The organism is Herbaspirillum frisingense GSF30 (genome assembly GCF_000300975.2).
GTDB lineage: Bacteria > Pseudomonadota > Gammaproteobacteria > Burkholderiales > Burkholderiaceae_D > Herbaspirillum > Herbaspirillum frisingense.
The window spans coordinates 165834-183137 of sequence record NZ_AEEC02000001.1 but is presented as its reverse complement, the minus strand read 5'-3'; the positions used below and the strand labels follow the sequence as shown (position 1 = coordinate 183137).

Sequence of the window (17304 nt, the reverse complement as noted above, 5' to 3'; positions counted from 1 at the left end):
CTTTGCCACAGAGAAAATGAAAGGACGCTCGCCATCAGGCATGCCTGCTGGCCGGCGCCGGGACGGCTGCTCAACTGCGCAGCTGCCCTCCATCGAGGACGAACACGGCACCGGTCGCGAAGCTGGTGCGCGCCGAGCACAGGAAGAGCACCATGTCGGCCACTTCCTCGGGGGTACCGAAACGGGCCAGTGCGACATCGCGCTCCAGCATCTCGGTCACCTTCTCGGGCGCGGCCTTGACCTTGCGTTCCCAACTGCCGCCCTCGAAAAGGATATTACCCGGTGCCACTGCATTGATGCGCACGCCCTCCTTGGCCAGGTAACGCGCCGCGCTCCGCACGAAACTGTCGACCGCAGCCTTGGAAGCCGAATAGGCCGTCGGCGCACCCAGCTCGGCACTGCCGCAGATGGACGAGACGCACACGATGGCCGCACCTTTCTTCAGGAAGCGACGCGCGGCGTGGACCGTGTTGGTCGTGGCCAGCAGATTGAGCTGCAAGACCCGCAACCACTCTTCTTCCGATTCGGTACCGGGTGGCACCGAGGTGCCGCTGCCGACGTTGCACACCAGCAGATCCAGCTGACCATGAACGGCAAAGGCGCGCTCCACCACCGAGGCGGCGCCGGCCGCAGTGGTGACGTCACCGGCCACGCCGATGCCACCGATCGCATGCGCGGCGGCCTCAAGCCTGGACCGGTCGCGGCCGTTGAGCAGCACCTGGCAAGCTTCACCTGCCAGGGCGGCGGCGATCTGCCGGCCTATGCCCTGCGAAGAGCCGGTGACCAGGGCCACCTTGCCGCGCAGATCAAGTTCCATAGTGGCGGCTCAACAGCCCGGTCACCATCTGCACATACCGCGCCAGCGCACCGGCATGGTCGCCGTCGTCGGCGCGGGCGGTCTGCAGGATGAAGCTTCCGGCGTAGTGTCGGCGCGCCAGGCCGGCCATCACCTTCTCGAAGTCGGCGTCGCCGGTCCCCAAGGGGACGGTGGTACCGCCCAGCTTGCGATCCTTGACGTGGACATTGACGATGCGCTCGCCATAGGCGGCAAATTCTTCATCGGGATCGAAGCCCAGGCTGGCGCTGTTGCCGATATCGTAGTTGACGTTGAAGACGTCAGCCGGCAACAGGGCCATGAAGGCCCGATAGTCATCCGGACCATAGTCAGTCTCGAAGATCACCTGCACCCCGGTGGCACGCAGCACCTCTGCCCGTTCCAGCAGATGGCGTACCAGCACATCGCGTTGTTCCGATGTCTCCAGGCGGCCGTTGTCCACCAGCGGCACCACGACGAAGCGCACCTCCAGGCGCGCAGCCGCGGCCAGCACCAGATCAAACTTGCGCAGCAGTTCGCTGCGTTGCTGGCCCTCGTATTTCCAGAACGGCATCTGCATGAAACAGTCGCCTGTCAACGAGTGGACGGCCACGCCATGGCGTGCCATCAATGCCCGTATTTCGGCCTGACCTTGTTCAGTGATGAAGGGGTTCTGCTCCAGACGCTCGTCGTCCAGGGTCCATTCCATTGCCGTCAGGCCCAGCGCCTGGGCACGCGGAAACTCGAGTTGCCAGGTATCCCAGGGAAAGGCCTGGATCTTGCCGTCGATACGATCGACCAGACGTCCCTGCATGAATCCTATGTTGTTCATCACAATCCTTTTGCAGTCCATCCGCCATCGACGATGAGGTCGGTGCCGGTGACATATTTGCTGGCTGGCGAAGCCAGGAAGATGGCGGCGCCCACCAGGTCCTCGGGCTGTCCCCACCGTCCCAGCATGGTATGGCCGGCGCGCTGTTCATGCAGCACCGGGTCGGCATGGCTGGCGGCGGTCATGGCGGTCTGGACATAGCCTGGCACCAGGCAGTTGACGCGCACCTGGCTCGGTCCCAGATCCAGCGCCAGCGCCTTGCTCATCATGCGCAGACCACCCTTGGCGGCGACGTAGGCGGGATTATTGGGAAAGGCCATGAGCGAGCCGATGCTGGTGACCGTGATGATCGAACCCTGCCCGCGTGCGGCCATGCGGCGTCCGGCGTTGGCGCAGCAGTCATAGGCGCTGCTGAGGTTGCTGGCAAGGGTGGCGTTGAAGGTCTCGCTCGATTGCATGCCGCCCTGGGAAGGCAGGGTAATCCCGGCCACGTGCAGGTAGACGTCGATGGCGCCAAACTCGGCCTCGACATCATCGAACAGCCCAGCCACGGCGGCCGGAGCGCATACGTCGCAGCGACGGTAGTCGAAGCGCGCATCGGCGGCGGCATCCGAACGCCCGAAGCCCACCACCCTGGCGCCGGCATCGACCAGGCCATTGGCGATTGCATGACCGATACCGCGCGAGGCACCGGCCACCACGGCGACCTTGCCCTGCAGGGAAAAGAGAGAAAGGATGTCGCTCATTGCGAACTCATTCACCGATCAGCGGGATGAGCATGTTGCTGCGCAGCTCTTCGCGGTCGAGGAAGGGGAACAGGTCTTCCAGCGGCGACGATTCCATCTTGCCGTTGGCGCCCTGGCGGGTGGCAATACGCGGGATACGCGGCTCTTCCGGCAGCACCATGACCTCGCACAGCAGCGGACCGTCGCCGGCCAATGCCTGCTTGAGCTGCTCGGACAAGCGCGCGCCCGACTCGATGCGGATGAACGGCACGCCATAGGCGCGGGCCAGGGTTTCCAGGTCGGGCAGCGCCATTCCGCTGCTGGCATCGGCTCCGACCAGGCGCTTGAAATAGTTGGTCTGCGAGGTGCGGATCGAAGCGTAACCGGCGTTGTTGATGACGAAGCATTTCACCGGCAATTGCAGGCTGGCCATGGTTGCCAGTTCCTGCACGTTCAGTTGCAGACCGCCGTCACCCTCCACGCAGATGGTGCGCTGGCGATCCGCCGCCAGGCAGGCGCCGACGGCCGCCGGCACGCCGAAGCCCATGGCGCCGGTGCCACGGTTGTGGAAGCAGCGCTGGCCTGGTTTCAGGCGCAATGCCAACAGGAACAGTTCCACCGAGAAGCCGGCACTGCCGGTGGCGATGACGTCGCCCTCGGCCATCTCGGAGGAGAGTGCATCGGTGAAGTGATACAGGCTGAGCGGTCCTTCGGTGGTGATCTGCTCGGGCTGCAGCAGGGGATACTTCTGCTTCCAGCCGGCAATGCGCTCCAGCCATGCTGCGTAGGACGGCAGGGTCGGCTGGCGATCGAGCGCCGCGTGCAAGGCCACCAGATAATCCTTGGCATCGGCCACCACAGGCAGGGCGATTTCCATCTTCATCTTGCGAATCTCGGCGACGTCGATATCGACCATGATCTTCACGGCACCGCGGGCAAAGCGGTCATGCGCGTAGGCCGTCATCGCCATGTCCAGACGGGCGCCCACCACCAGGATCAGGTCGGCGTTCTGCAACGCGAAGTTGGCCCAGCGCGGTGCGATCGAACCAGGACGACCGGCGTACAGGGGATGGTCTTCCTCGATGATGTCCATGCCCAGCCAGGTGGTCAGCACCGGCACGCCGGCGCGGTCGAGGAAATCGCGTAGTTCCGGTACGGCGCCTGCAATGCGCACGCCGCTACCGGAGATGACCACCGGACGTTGTGCCTTGCGCAACAATGCGAGGGTTGCCTCGGCCTCGCTGCGCAGGTCTGCGCGTGGGGCTTGCACCGCTGCCGGCGCCCGACGCAGGGTGGCCGGATCGACTTCCATGGCCTGCACGTCCAGCGGCACATCCAGCCAGACCGGGCCACGACGGCCACTCATGGCGGCCTGTACCAGTTCATCGAAGACCACGCCCACGTCTTCCGGGCGCAACAGGGTCACGGCCTTCTTGGTGATGGAAGACACCATGGTGACGATATCGGCTTCCTGCACGCCCAGCATGCGCAGTTCGGTACCGGCCTTGAGGTCGGCGGTCTTGACCTGACCGGAAACGAAGAATACCGGTGTCGAATCCAGCCAGGCGCCGAGGGTGGCGGTAATGACGTTGGTCGCGCCCGGGCCGCTGGTCACCAGGCAGGCACTGGGGCCGGCCAGCAACTTGCCGGCGGCTTCTGCAGCGATGCCGGCAGCCTGCTCGTGCAGGCAGAGCACCGGTTCCAGCTGCGGGTGAAGGCCCAGGGCGTCGTTGAGGTGCATGGCCCCGCCACCCGGCAGGAAGAACACCTGGCGGATGCCCAGTTCGGCCAGGCGGGACATGATGTAATCGGCGACGCGCATTTCAATTCCTTCAATGGCTGGGAGCCGTTGGCAGGCTCATCCTTACCACCGGTTCAAGAGTTGACTTCAGCGTCTTTTAACGGCACGAAGTCCATTTTGTTTAGTTCAGCGAGGCCAGATATTCAAGCGCCGACCAGAATCCGGCGCCGTGGTCCTTGTGCCCTTGCCATACCTCGGGGATGAATCCCATACCCGGGCAGGCAGCGATCTTCTTCCAGCTGGCAGGCCAGTCGACGTCGCCGGTGCCCATCACCACGCCTTCGCCGTTGGTCCCCTTGGCGTCGGCGACGTGCAGATGCGCCGAATAGGGCAACAGCAGGGCCAGGGATTGCTGGAAGTCCAGGCCGAAGTGGTTGCAGGTCATCTGCAGGTGCGACAGGTCCAGGCACAGCCGCATGTTCATGGCGCGCGCCTGGGCTGCCAGCTCATCGGGCATCATGAAGATGTTCTGATGACGCTGCCCACCGAAGTGCCAGGGGAAAGGCGCCATGTTCTGCGGGATCAGTTCGGTGCGGCCGAAATCGATTTGTGCGCACGATGCCAGGAAACGCTCATACAAGACCTTGCGATGCGCCAGCGGGAACGGTGCATCGGCGGAGAAGCCGCCGACATTGGCCACGATCAGCAAGGAATCAGCCTGGGGGAAGAACTCGGCGATGCGATGCGTGGCATCGACCACGCGCTGCAGGTTGTCGATGGAACGCTGGCGATAGGCTTCGTCGTCCGCAGCCAGGTCCAGCAGTTCGCTGTTCTCGAACAGTTCCGGCGCATGCACCACCAATCGGGTGCAGGCGACCTGCGTCAGATAGGGAGCAGGATCGACCCCAAGGTCGCGATACGACAGGTGGAACTCGAACAGGTCCGGCTTGACCCAGGTCTCGTACTGACGGAAATCGTGATAACGCACCGGCACGCCCCATTTCACGGGGAAGTGGTAGCGGCGGTCGATGCTGAGTTTTTCGCGCAGATCGCTTTCGAACAGGAATTCACCCTGGGCAATGGCGCGATTGGCGGGCTTGCCCAGCAATTCGACCAGCTTGTAGGGCGCCAGGCCCTGGCCCGGACTGGCCACGCGCAAGGCACTTTCGCTGAATACCTCGCCTTCGGCGATGTCGCGCGCGGCAATCACGCTCTTGGCCAGGTTTTCACGGTTGAGCAATTCACCCTGGCTGGCATGACGGCCGGGGCCGCTCCATGGCAGCGCCTTCTCGATCTGGCGGATACCGTCCACCAGCTGCCGGAACTCGGCCGGCTCCAGGCTGGCCAGGTGGTCCGGCCCTTCCATGTTGCGGTCCAGGGTGATGTGGCGCTCCACCAGCGACGCACCCAGCGCCACCGCGGCCAGGGTCACGGCGGTGCCACGCTCATGGCCCGAATAGCCGATGACGCCATGCAATTGCTTCAGGCGGGCGATATAGCCCAGCTGGATATCGGACTCCGGCGCCGGATAGGTGCTGTTGCAATGCAGGAGCGCGAACGGCACCTGCAAGCTCTTGAGCTGATCGATGGCGCGCACGATTTCATGCTCGAAGGACATGCCGGTGGACAGCACCAGTGGCTTGCCCAGGCTGGCCGCCTTGCGAATCAGGTAGGGATTGCACAGGTCGGCCGAGGCGATCTTCAGGGCCGGGACATCGAAGCCTGCCAGCACGTCGACGCTGGGCTCATCCCAGGGCGTGCACATGTAGGTGATGCCGCGCTGGGCGCAATAGTCGCGCACGGCGCGATGATCTTCGATACTCAGTTCGACCTTGTTGAGCAGGTCCTGGATGTATTCGACACCGAGGTCTTCCGCCACCGAGCCGTCGGCCTTGGTGCGATACAGCGCGCTACGATCGCGCAGCTGGAATTTGGCGCAGTCGGCACCGGCCTCGATGGCCGCGTCCACCAACTGCTTGGCCAGTTCCAGCGAACCGTTGTGGTTATTGCCGATTTCGGCGATGACGAAGACACGTGCCCCGCCGATTTCATGTCCATCGATGGAAAAAACGGTATTGCTCATAGGATTTTGGTGCGCCAGGAAACGACACCCTCATTTTCAAATTTGAAGATCGACAGCTTGCAGTTCAGGTCCTTGAGGCGCTTGGCCAGTTGCTGGCGATACTGCGGCTGCACGAAAAACAGGAAGAACCCACCCGCGCCGGCACCCAGCAGTTTGCCACCCAGCGCGCCGGCCTGCATCGCCGATTCGTAGATATGGGCCAGTTCGGGATTGCTGATGTCGGCGGAAAGACCGCGCTTGAGCTGCCAGGCCTTGTCCAGGCAACGACCGAAGTCCATCAGTTCGCCGCGGAGGAGATGGCGATGCATCTCCCGGCACAAGGCCACCATCTCGGTCAGCTGCTCGGCCTTGTTCTCGTTGGAGTAGGTCTCGCGCTGCTTCTTGTGCAGCGTGCCGGAATCATGCTTGATGCGCGAATCGCAGAGGATCAGACATTCTTCCAGTTCGTTGACGGTCGCGGCTTCCAGGCGGATCGCATGGACCAGGTTCTTCTTGTCACCCAGTTCGATCAGGTTGAAACCGCCGAAGGCTGACGCATACTGGTCCTGCCAGCCACCTGCCACACCGAAGCAGACACGCTCGGCCTGGAAGGCCAGTTCAGCCACTTCATAAGTGGTCCAGCGGTCCAGCCGCATTTCATTGAAGGCCGCAACCACGGCGGTTGCGACCGCGGACGACCCGCCCAGTCCGGAGCCCACCGGGAAGTCGGAGCGCACATACAGGTCAAACCCATAGATCGGCTTGATCACCGACACCACCGCCGACAGCAGGTCCTGGCGGGGCGAAGCCAGCAGGTCCAGCAGCGAGGGGTAGTGGGTATGGGTATCGAGGTCTTCGGAATAGATGTGGATATTGCGGTCGGCGCGCGGGATCAGGGTGGCGTGGGCATACAGCGCCACGGTGGTGCTCAGGACCGCACCGGGATGATCCACGAAGTAATAGGTCAGGTCCGATCCACCGCCGCCGAAGCTGATCCGCACCGGGGCGCGGGCGCGCGTGAGGACCGGAGCCTCGGGCGAAGCCAGCTCGTACTCCGGGGTGATCAGGTCCATCAAGCGACCGTCCGGGGCGACCTTGGGAATGACAGTGAATCCCAGGTCCAGCAATTTCAGCATTTCCTCGCGACTGGCATTCATCCCGACGCTGCGGAAACTCTTGTTCATGCAGGCAGTGACGGTTTCATCGGTCTGGCCACCGTTGAGCAGGAAGCGCCGCACGTCACCATTGGTGATCAGGCCCTTCAACTGGAGCTCACGATCGGTTACGAAGACGGTCTGGAAACGGCTCGCTTCAATCTTGTCGATGGCAGACAGCAAATCCTCGTCGTCGTAGACGATCATTTTTTCCAGAAGCTGGTTCAAAATGCGACCCCCAGGAAGCGTTCAAGATGATCAACCACGTGATCCAGATGACTTTCGGTCAGCCCAGGGAAGACACCGACCCAGAAGGTATCGTTCATGATGACATCGCTATTGCCCAGCTCACCGCTGACGCGATAGTTGCGCCCGATCATGTAGGGCTGGCGGGTCAGGTTGCCGGCGAACAACAGACGGGTGCCGATGCGCTGCTGGTCGAGGTAGGTCAGCAGGTCTACCCGTGACACCGGCGCGTTGGGGCGCAAGGTGATCGGGAAACCAAACCAGGACGGATCGGATTCCGGAGTGGCCTCCGGCAGGATCAGGAACTCCTCACAGCTCTTCAGGCGTTGCTTGAGATAGGCGAAATTGCGCTTGCGGGCAGCCACGAAGTCATCCACCCGCTCCATCTGGGCCAGACCGCAGGCGGCCTGCATGTCGGTGATCTTGAGGTTGTAGCCCAGATGCGAATAGGTGTACTTGTGGTCGTAGCCTTCGGGCAGGTTGCCCAGTTTCCAGCAGAAGCGTTTCTGGCAGGTATTGTCCTTGCCCGGAGGGCAATAGCAGTCGCGCCCCCAGTCGCGGAAGGACTCGGCAATACGCTTGAGTTCAGGGTTGTTGGTGAACACCGCGCCGCCCTCACCCATGGTGATGTGGTGAGCCGGATAGAAGCTCAGGGTACCGATGTCACCGAAGGTCCCCACCAACTGGCCACGATAGGTCGAACCCAGGGCATCGCAGCAATCCTCGATGAGCCACAGCCCGTACTTCTTGCACAGGCCGACCACCACATCCAGGTTGTAGGGATTGCCCAGCGTGTGGGCCAGCATGATGGCCTTGGTCTTGTCCGAAATGGCGGCCTCGATCCTGGCGGGGTCGATGTTGTAGGTCGGGATATCCACGTCCACGAACACCGGCACGGCCCCAAATTGCAGGATGGGGTTGACGGTGGTCGGGAAGCCTGCCGCCACGCCGATCACCTCGTCACCCGGACGGATGGCGCGCGCGCCCAGGCTGGGCGAGGTCAGTGTCGAAAAGGCGATGAGATTGGCCGATGACCCCGAATTGACCGTGATCAGGTGCTGCACCCCCAGATACCGGGCCAGCTTGGCCTCGAAGGCATCGTTGAAGCGACCGGTGGTGAGCCAGCCATCCAGCACCGATTCGGTCATCAGTTCCAGTTCCCTGCTGCCGATCACCTTGCCTGCCGGGGCCACGGTAGTCACGCCGGGGACGAATGCCACCGGCTGGTGCGCCAGTTCGCCATACTGTTTCACCAGTGCGGCGATCTGCTTTCTCAACTGATCTTTATCCATGATGTTCTGTTTTGCTGTCTTGCGACCTGGTTACCCTGCTTACGTCCAGCGCTTCCACGGAGCGCGTCCGGACCACCACAGGTCTTCGAGATAGTTCTTGTCGCGCAGGGTGTCCATGGGCTGCCAGAAACCGTTGTGATAATGCACCCTGAGCTGGTCTTCCTTGGCCAGGCGCTCGATGGGCGCGCCTTCCCAGACGGTGGCATCCTGCTCGATGTAGTCCAGCACGCGCGGCGAGAGGACGAAGAAGCCGGCATTGATCCAGCCGCCCTCCTCGGGCGGCTTTTCCTTGAAGCTCATGACCCGGTCGCCGTCCACGCTGAGCGTGCCGAAACGCCCCAGCGGGCGCGCCCCGGTCACGGTCGCCATGCGGCCATGCTGGCGGTGATAGGCAATCGAGGCGGTGATGTCGATGTCGCCCACGCCGTCGCCATAGGTGAAACAGAAGTCGTCGTCACCGATATACTGGCCCACGCGCTTGAGACGCCCACCAGTCTGGGTGTCGGCGCCGGTATCGATGAGGGTCACCTTCCATGGCTCGGCATGCTTGTGATGCACTTCCACCGAGTTCTTGGCCAGATCGAACGTGACATCGGAGGTGTGCAGGAAATAGTTGGCAAAGTATTCCTTGATCACATAGCCCCGGTACCCGCAGCACACCACGAAGTCGGTCAGGCCATGGCTGGCATAGATCTTCATGATGTGCCAGAGAATGGGATTGCCGCCGACTTCCACCATCGGTTTGGGTCTGAGAGCCGTTTCTTCGCTGAGTCGAGTACCCAGTCCGCCGGCCAGGATGACAACCTTCATAAGCGCCTTTATTGAACTTTGATGCGATAATTCCAATAATTCGGCCCATTAAATCACACTTGAAAAACGGCCTATTTGGCGATTAGAAAGGTTTTTTTCAGCCTCACCCGCGCCTTCGTAGCTCATCCGGCGACCCGCCACCGCCGCGTTGGATGAATACGGATCAGCTGCGGCGGACGCCCGTCGAACCGTACCAAGAACGGGCCAATCTGATCCAACATGCTTCAATTCCAGACTTCTTCCTTAAAAATCCTGTATTTTCCCGAACAGGTCTCTGTTTAATCCTCTCACTCCGGAATCGCAATGAGCCAGAATGCAAACGACAACGCCCCGTCCTCCAAGGCACTGGAAGAAAAACTGGCGCAGATCGACGGCCGCCTTGACGGGCTGGAACACAGTTTGAGGCAGTTGATGACGACCACCCGCGTCATGGCCGAGACCCAGGCAAAGGGGATCGCCCAGATCGAACGGTCGATGCAGCAATTGCTGATCCCGCTGCATATTTCCTTGTCAAAATTGAAATCGACCACGCAACTGGTGTCGCGCAACGTCTATCGCGGCCCGCGCGAGGTGATCCGCGTGATCTTCCTTGTTCACAATGTGGAAACCTGGAACGCCCTGGATGAAATCTACCGCCTCATGCTGGAACACGAGCGTTTCGAGCCGGTGGTCGTGACCCTGAAGCGGGATTTTCTCAACGCACAACGCTTTGGACAGGAAGAGATCAACTACAACGGCCTGATGCAGCTGGGCATCAAGCCGATCCGCTTCAACAGCAACGATCCGGTGGAAGAACTGGAACTGCTCAAGCTGATGAACCCGGACATTATCTTCCGGCAAGCGCCCTGGGATATCAGCATCCAGCCTGAATTCCGCTACAACGAAATCAACTTCGCCAAGGTCTGCATGGTGCCCTATGGTTTCGGTTCGGTTGCCATGCAGGATGAACACTACAACCACCACTTCATGCGCAACTGCTGGCGCATCTATGCCGAGTCGCCGCTGGCGCTGGATCGTGCGCGGGACTTCATCTTCGATTCCAACATGGTGGTGGCTGGAACGCCCAAATTCGACCAGATCATCCGTGCCAAGAGCGAGGCTGCCTGGCCACTGCCGATCGGCCCCGACAAGATCCGCATCATCTGGGCACCGCACCACAGCATGACCGCGGACTGGCTCAATTTCTCCACCTTCCGGAGCAACTACAAGCATTTCCTGCAACTGGCGCGCGAATGTCCGCACCTGGACATCGTCTTCAAGCCCCACCCGGCCCTGCTGGAAAAGGTCGTCGCCTATGGCTTCATGACGCAACCGGATCTGCGCAGCTATCTCGAAGAGTTTCTCGCCCTGCCCAACACCGCCATGGTCACCAACGGTGACTACGCGCCGCTGTTCTGGGGTTCGGACATCCTCATCACCGATGGCATTGGCTTCTTCGGGGAATACATGGTCACCGGCAAGCCCATCATCTGGACCGAGAACCCGGGGCACTTCCCCTTCAACCCGATCGGCGAGATGTTGCAGGAAGGCATGTATCGGGCCGGCGATTTCGAGGCTGTCGTGGGTTATCTGGAGCAACTCTGCGTGGAAAAACAGGACCCGCTCAAGGAGAAGCGCGAGGAAATCATCAAGCGCCTGTTGCCGCGCCCCGAGGGCAGCGCGCAATTCATCGTCAACGACCTCCTCAATGAAATGGACAAGCTGTAATCCCGCGTCCTGCTTTGCCTAGTATTTCACCTACAAGAATATCGAATGAACATCGTCATCCTCGCCGCCGGCATGGGCAAACGCATGCAATCCGCCCTGCCCAAGGTCTTGCATCCCCTGGCCGGCAAGCCCCTGCTGGGCCATGTGGTCGACCTCGGCCGCTCGCTGGCCCCCTCACAACTGTGCGTCATCTACGGCCACGGCGGCGACGCCGTACCCAAGGCATTTGCCGACCAGGGCCTGTCGTTCGCCCTGCAGGAACCCCAGCTCGGCACCGGCCACGCCGTCATGCAGGCCTTGCCCCATCTGGACGACAACGCCCCCACCCTGGTGCTGTACGGCGACGTCCCCCTGACCAGCACCGCGACGCTGCAGCGCCTGTTGCAAGCCGCCGGCCAGGACAAGCTGGGGGTGCTGACCGTCGAGCTGGACAACCCCACGGGTTACGGGCGCATCGTGCGCGAAGGCGGCAAGATCACCCGCATCGTCGAACAGAAGGATGCCAGCGCGGCAGAACTCGCCATCAAGGAAGTCAATACCGGCATCATCGTCGCGCCCACCGCGCGTCTGCGTGACTGGCTGTCCAGGCTGTCCAACAAGAACGCACAGGGCGAGTACTACCTCACCGACGTGATCGCCGCAGCCGTAGCCGATGGCGTCGAGGTAGTCTCGGCCCAGCCCGACGATGTGGCCGAAACCCTGGGAGTGAACAGCAAGGTGCAACTGGCTGAACTGGAACGGGTACACCAACTGCGCATCGCCCGTGCCCTGCTGGAGTCCGGCGTGACACTGGCCGACCCGGCACGCATCGACGTACGCGGTGTGCTCAACTGCGCGCGCGACGTCAGCATCGACGTCAACTGCGTCTTCGAAGGCGAGGTCAGCATCGGCGAAGGCGCCACCATCGGCGCCCACTGCGTCATCCGCAATGCCCGTATCGCTGCCGGTGCGAACATCAAGCCCTTCACCCACATCGAAGACGCGGTGGTCGGCGCCAAGGCCCAGATCGGCCCCTATGCCCGCCTGCGCCCCGGTACCGAACTGGCGGCCGACGTACATATCGGCAACTTCGTCGAGGTCAAGAACAGCATCGTCGGCCTTGGCAGCAAGGCCAATCACCTGGCCTACGTGGGTGACGCCGACATCGGCAGCGGAGTCAACGTCGGCGCCGGTGTCATCACCTGCAATTACGACGGTGCCAACAAATTCCGCACCGTCATCGAGGACGATGCCTTCATCGGCAGCGACAGCCAGCTGGTCGCACCGGTGCGCGTAGGCAAGGGTGCCACCATCGGTGCCGGCACCACGCTGACCAAGGACGCACCGGCCGGACAACTGACCCTCTCGCGCGCCAAGCAGCTGTCGCTGGCGGGATGGCAGCGCCCGGTAAAGATAAAGAAGTGAGCGCCAAGGCCCGAATCTGACTTATCCACAGCAAAAAAAATCGGCCGGCCACATTGTGCGCCGGCCGATTGCTTTTCAGCGCCGCTCACACGGCATCAGGTCTCGATGGGCACTGCCGTTTCGAACTTGCTGCGATGGATGGAGAAATAGCTGCGCACATTGCGCACGTTACGCTGCGAAGCGAACAGGCGATGCGCCAGCGCGTGATAGGCCGGCATGTCCCGCACCAGCACCACCAGCACGAAATCCGGCCCTGGCGAGACGCGATAGCACTGCTGCACCGCCGGCTCGGTGGCCACCAGCGCCTCGAAGGCCTGCTGCTCTTCCTCGCCCTGCCGGTCAAGCGTGATCTCGACCACCGCAGTCAGCGTCGACGACAGGCGCACCGGGTCCAGCAAGGCCACCTGACGCGCAATCACGCCAGCCTCGACCAGCCGCTTGACCCGCCGCAGACAGGTGGGCGGAGAGGCATGCACCCGGGCAGCCAGTTCCTGGTTGGTCTGGCTGGCATCGGTCTGCAAAACCTGCAGAATCCGGCGGTCAAGGTCGTCCAGGTCGAGTTTCATCAGCGTTGAATCAGGGGCCAGTCATGGATCGGAAAAGATTGGAACAGCGCATATTGAAATATAAATTCATTAGTTTGAATTTTCTTTCCAAATATTTCCACATACAGTGATCAGGCAATATTAATTCATTTAATGCCAATTTTAGAAATCATATTTCAAATTGCCTGCCCTACCATGCATGCACATCTTTTCCCAAGAGGCATTCCATGTGCGGCATCGTCGGCGCAGTAGCGCAACAAAACGTCACTCCCATCCTGCTCGAAGGCCTGAAGCGCCTCGAATATCGCGGCTACGACTCCTGCGGGGTGGCGCTGCATGTGGATGGCAAGCTGCAACGTTCGCGCAGCACCTCGCGCGTGGCCGACCTGCAGCAGCAGATTGCCCAGACCGGCCTGGCCGGCTTCACCGGCATCGCCCACACTCGCTGGGCCACCCACGGCGCCCCTGCCACGCACAATGCCCACCCGCACTTCTCGCGCGACCGCATCGCACTGGTCCACAACGGCATCATCGAGAACCACGACGAACTGCGTGCCGAACTGCAGGCGGCCGGCTATACCTTCGAGAGCCAGACCGACACCGAAGTGATCGCCCACCTGGTCGACCACATGTATGACGGCGACCTCTTCCACACCGTACAGCAAGCCGTGCACCGCCTGACCGGCGCCTATGCCATCGCCGTCTTCTGCGCCGACGAACCGCACCGCGTGGTTGCCGCACGCCAGGGATCGCCCCTGATCGTGGGCGTGGGCGAGGGGCAGAACTTCGTCGCCTCCGACGCCATGGCCCTGGCCGGCACCACCGACCAGATCATCTACCTGGAAGAAGGCGACGTCGTCGACCTGCAACTGCAAAAGGTCTGGATCGTCGACAGCAACGGCCGACCAGCCGAGCGAGAAGTACGCACGGTGCAGGCCTACACCAGCGCGGTGGAACTGGGCCCTTACCAGCACTACATGCAGAAGGAAATCTTCGAGCAACCGCGTGCCATCGCCGACACCCTGGAAGGCGTGGTGCGCATCATGCCGGAACTCTTCGGCGACAAGGCCTACAAGGTCTTCAAGGAGGTCGACTCGATCCTGATCCTGGCATGCGGCACCAGCTACTACGCCGGCCTGACCGCCAAATACTGGCTGGAATCGATAGCCCGTATTCCCGTCAATGTGGAAATCGCCAGTGAATACCGCTACCGCGACAGCGTCCCCAATCCGAAGTCACTGGTGGTCACCATCTCGCAAAGCGGCGAGACCGCCGACACCCTGGCCGCACTGAAGCATGCCCGCAGCCTCGGCATGCCGCATACGCTGACCATCTGCAATGTGGCCACCAGCGCCATGGTGCGCGAATGCGAACTGGCCTACATCACCCGCGCAGGCGTCGAGGTGGGCGTCGCCTCGACCAAGGCCTTCACCACGCAGCTGGCGGCATTGTTCCTGCTCACACTGGCGCTGGCACAAACCCGTGGCCTGCTGACTGACGAGGAAGAAGAAGCCCACCTCAAGGCCATGCGCCACCTGCCCGCGGCCTTGCAAAGCGTGCTGGCACTGGAGCCCAGCATCGTGGCCTGGTCCGAGGCCTTCGCGCGACGCGAAAACGCCCTCTTCCTGGGTCGCGGCCTGCACTACCCGATCGCACTGGAAGGCGCACTCAAGCTCAAGGAAATCACCTATATCCACGCCGAAGCCTACGCCGCTGGCGAACTCAAGCACGGCCCGCTGGCCCTGGTCACCGACCAGATGCCGGTGGTGACGATCGCACCCAACGACGCACTGGTGGAAAAGCTCAAATCGAACATGCAGGAAGTGCGCGCACGCGGCGGACAGTTATATGTTTTCGCCGACGGCGACTCACGCATCACCTCGGCCGAAGGCGTGCACGTGATCCGCATGCCGGAACATTACGGCGTGCTCTCGCCTATCCTGCATGTGGTGCCGTTGCAGTTGCTGTCGTATCACACGGCACTGGCGCGGGGGACGGATGTGGACAAGCCGCGGAATTTGGCGAAGTCGGTGACGGTGGAGTGAGGGGGATGGGGGTTCTGACTACTTGTTGGCAGCGCATATAAAGTCTGTATCAACGTACTAAAAAACGGACCACAATTCCCACTTCTTAACCCTCCAGACTTCGGTCACAAAAATGGCGCCAAATACGGCGCCATTTTTTTGTCCTCACGTTTGGATTTCCAATTGGAAATAATGACCATTGGAAATAAAACGCAGCTTGAGGTACGTCGAAACCGCTCCAAATCCTTGTTAATACACTTAAGTATCGAACGTAACTCTTGATATTTTTTTACACAATCATATATAGTTTCCCGCGACAACAACATCAACTCTAAAGTCTATGACAGCCGCCACTTGCACACCTTCGGGTTTACCTGCCCTCAACAAGAGCGCTGTTTCTCTTGCCGGCCTCGACGATGAAAATTTTGCAGAATGGCTAAATAGACAAAAGGCCGGTAAGAAGGAAGTCGTATTAGTGCATGCCGGAACCACCTGCAAGGCGTATGAAAAGGCCGACTCTCGAGGAGTCCTATTCCCAGTAGACCCGGAGGGGAAATCAAAAATCGCTCTGAGAGCGCTGGCCAGACAAAAACTACTTTTTATGGTCGAGGTCCCGCCTCCTGAAATTGCTGACGCCGCACGGGCTGATAATTCATGGGCGCCTCAAGGTACCTCCGTACCCGATATCGATAGCTTCCTTGAGCAGCGCAAAATTCACCTTGGACGCGTTGATGGCCGAGGTGAACCTATCAGCCAAGATACCGCGAATAAAGTCTGGGCTGATGCCGGTGGATGTTGCATGTTCAAAGGGTGTGGAAGTGATCTAAGCAACGTCCCCTTGTATAACAAGGGGAAACGCATCGCTTACCTGGCCCACATCATTGCTTCTGATCCAGAGGGACCGCGCGGAACTCCAGATCAATCGCACCTCCTATCAAATCAACCTGAGAACATCATGTTGATGTGCGATGCACATCATCGACTGATTGATTCCTTCGAGCCAGACAGCTATCAAGCGCCTCGACTTCAGGAGATGCGACGCGAACATGCGGCGAAAATTCGTATGTATCGCAATGCCATGCAATTTCCTGAGGCGCAGGCGATAACTCTTTTTGCAGACCTTGGGAACGTTCCAACACATTTCCCCGACAGTGACTTCTTAGAAGCACTTCTCGCGGAAGGATTCTCCATGAATGCCGAAGTGAAACGGCATCTTACTTTTGAGGGCCGCGACGACAGAACCCCACCAGACTTCTGGGGAAACTATCTCCGTCAGATGGAGCTGCCTATCCGGACTATGGTTCAAGCCCTCGGCCAAGTGCCGTCTTCAGACGTTCTCGCAGTGTTCCCGCTCCATCACACTCCGACCTTAGTGCTTGCTGGAAGAATTATTGGCGAGGCAAGAAAAGTTCAAGTGTTCCAGCGCTCACGGCAACGAAAAACCTGGCATTGGAACTCAACCTCTACGGCACTTCCTCCCGGCGCCTTCAAGGTTTCTGGCTTAACTGCCAATCAGGCTGATGAAGTTCTGCTAACGGTTGAACTGACGGCAAACATTGACAGCAGCTCTCTTCCGAACACCCTTGCGAAAGCTGTAGAAGAAGGGAATATGCCTTGGGTCCGATTGACAATCGATGCTCCGAACGGTGAGTGCATCCAACGAAAAGAAGACCTCGCACAATTTGTCGACGTCGCTCGGACAACCATTAATGCCATCCAGGACAAGATGCATGCCAAGACTGTTCATCTCATTGCGGTCTGTCCCGTGAGCGCAGGTTTCAGCCTTGGTCAACTCATGCAGCCAGGACATCACGCTGTTTTCAATCTATACGACAGGCCAAACGGCGAACATCCATTCAGAGAAGCTTTCTCTATCAATGGCTACAGTGTCGTCCCTCCCGCGAACTCACAACATCCACCCATCTCAATTCGTTAAAGGAACCGTCTC

Annotated in this window: 13 protein-coding genes; 4 read left to right on the top strand and 9 right to left on the bottom strand. The window is 60.7% G+C overall.

The window, feature by feature from the left end:
* Positions 1-70: 70 nt before the first annotated feature.
* From HFRIS_RS00810 to rfbF, 8 genes are all read right to left on the bottom strand, one after another.
* Positions 71-817 (bottom strand): SDR family NAD(P)-dependent oxidoreductase, encoded by a 747-nt coding sequence (locus HFRIS_RS00810; protein ID WP_006461294.1) that lies wholly within the window; start codon positions 815-817, stop codon positions 71-73.
* A complete protein-coding gene (locus HFRIS_RS00805; RefSeq protein WP_006461293.1) occupies positions 807-1646 on the bottom strand; it encodes a sugar phosphate isomerase/epimerase family protein in 840 nt (279 codons plus the stop codon). The genes HFRIS_RS00810 and HFRIS_RS00805 overlap by 11 nt, the downstream gene beginning before the upstream one ends.
* Positions 1646-2392 carry an SDR family oxidoreductase gene (locus tag HFRIS_RS00800; RefSeq protein ID WP_006461292.1) on the bottom strand — a complete coding sequence of 249 codons (747 nt, stop codon included), beginning with the start codon at positions 2390-2392 and terminating at the stop codon, positions 1646-1648. Before HFRIS_RS00800 ends, HFRIS_RS00805 begins: the two co-directional genes overlap by 1 nt.
* Positions 2393-2399: 7 nt before the next feature.
* The gene (locus tag HFRIS_RS00795) at positions 2400-4193 is read right to left on the bottom strand and encodes a thiamine pyrophosphate-binding protein (RefSeq protein ID WP_006461291.1); all 1794 of its coding nucleotides are present in this window, start codon (positions 4191-4193) and stop codon (positions 2400-2402) included.
* A 100-nt stretch (positions 4194-4293) separates the two neighbouring features.
* Entirely contained in the window at positions 4294-6195 is a 1902-nt protein-coding gene (locus HFRIS_RS00790; protein ID WP_006461289.1) for an N-acetylneuraminate synthase family protein, read from the bottom strand.
* A complete protein-coding gene (locus tag HFRIS_RS00785) occupies positions 6192-7535 on the bottom strand; it encodes a GHMP family kinase ATP-binding protein (RefSeq protein WP_006461288.1) in 1344 nt (447 codons plus the stop codon). Before HFRIS_RS00785 ends, HFRIS_RS00790 begins: the two co-directional genes overlap by 4 nt.
* 17 nt (positions 7536-7552) lie before the next feature.
* On the bottom strand, positions 7553-8866 hold the full coding sequence (rfbH, locus tag HFRIS_RS00780; protein ID WP_006461286.1) for a lipopolysaccharide biosynthesis protein RfbH: 1314 nt from the start codon (positions 8864-8866) through the stop codon (positions 7553-7555).
* A 39-nt stretch (positions 8867-8905) separates the two neighbouring features.
* Positions 8906-9676, bottom strand: a complete 771-nt coding sequence (rfbF, locus tag HFRIS_RS00775) for a glucose-1-phosphate cytidylyltransferase (protein WP_006461284.1) — start codon at positions 9674-9676, stop codon at positions 8906-8908.
* 303 nt (positions 9677-9979) lie between these two features.
* On the opposite strand from rfbF, the gene HFRIS_RS00770 reads away from it, so the two are divergent.
* The gene (locus tag HFRIS_RS00770; RefSeq protein WP_006461283.1) at positions 9980-11383 is read left to right on the top strand and encodes a CDP-glycerol glycerophosphotransferase family protein; all 1404 of its coding nucleotides are present in this window, start codon (positions 9980-9982) and stop codon (positions 11381-11383) included.
* Between the two features lie 45 nt (positions 11384-11428).
* Positions 11429-12787, top strand: a complete 1359-nt coding sequence (gene glmU / locus HFRIS_RS00765) for a bifunctional UDP-N-acetylglucosamine diphosphorylase/glucosamine-1-phosphate N-acetyltransferase GlmU (protein ID WP_006461282.1) — start codon at positions 11429-11431, stop codon at positions 12785-12787.
* A gap of 95 nt (positions 12788-12882) precedes the next feature.
* Here the strand turns inward: glmU and HFRIS_RS00760 are convergent, their stop codons facing one another.
* The gene (locus tag HFRIS_RS00760; RefSeq protein ID WP_006461281.1) at positions 12883-13353 is read right to left on the bottom strand and encodes an Lrp/AsnC family transcriptional regulator; all 471 of its coding nucleotides are present in this window, start codon (positions 13351-13353) and stop codon (positions 12883-12885) included.
* Between the two features lie 206 nt (positions 13354-13559).
* Here HFRIS_RS00760 and glmS point away from each other — a divergent pair, with 206 nt between their 5' ends.
* Together glmS and HFRIS_RS24645 are read left to right on the top strand one after the other, a co-directional pair.
* Entirely contained in the window at positions 13560-15377 is a 1818-nt protein-coding gene (glmS, locus tag HFRIS_RS00755) for a glutamine--fructose-6-phosphate transaminase (isomerizing) (protein ID WP_006461280.1), read from the top strand.
* Positions 15378-15696: 319 nt separating this feature from the next.
* On the top strand, positions 15697-17292 hold the full coding sequence (locus HFRIS_RS24645) for an SAVED domain-containing protein (protein WP_081626803.1): 1596 nt from the start codon (positions 15697-15699) through the stop codon (positions 17290-17292).
* Positions 17293-17304 lie beyond the last annotated feature (12 nt).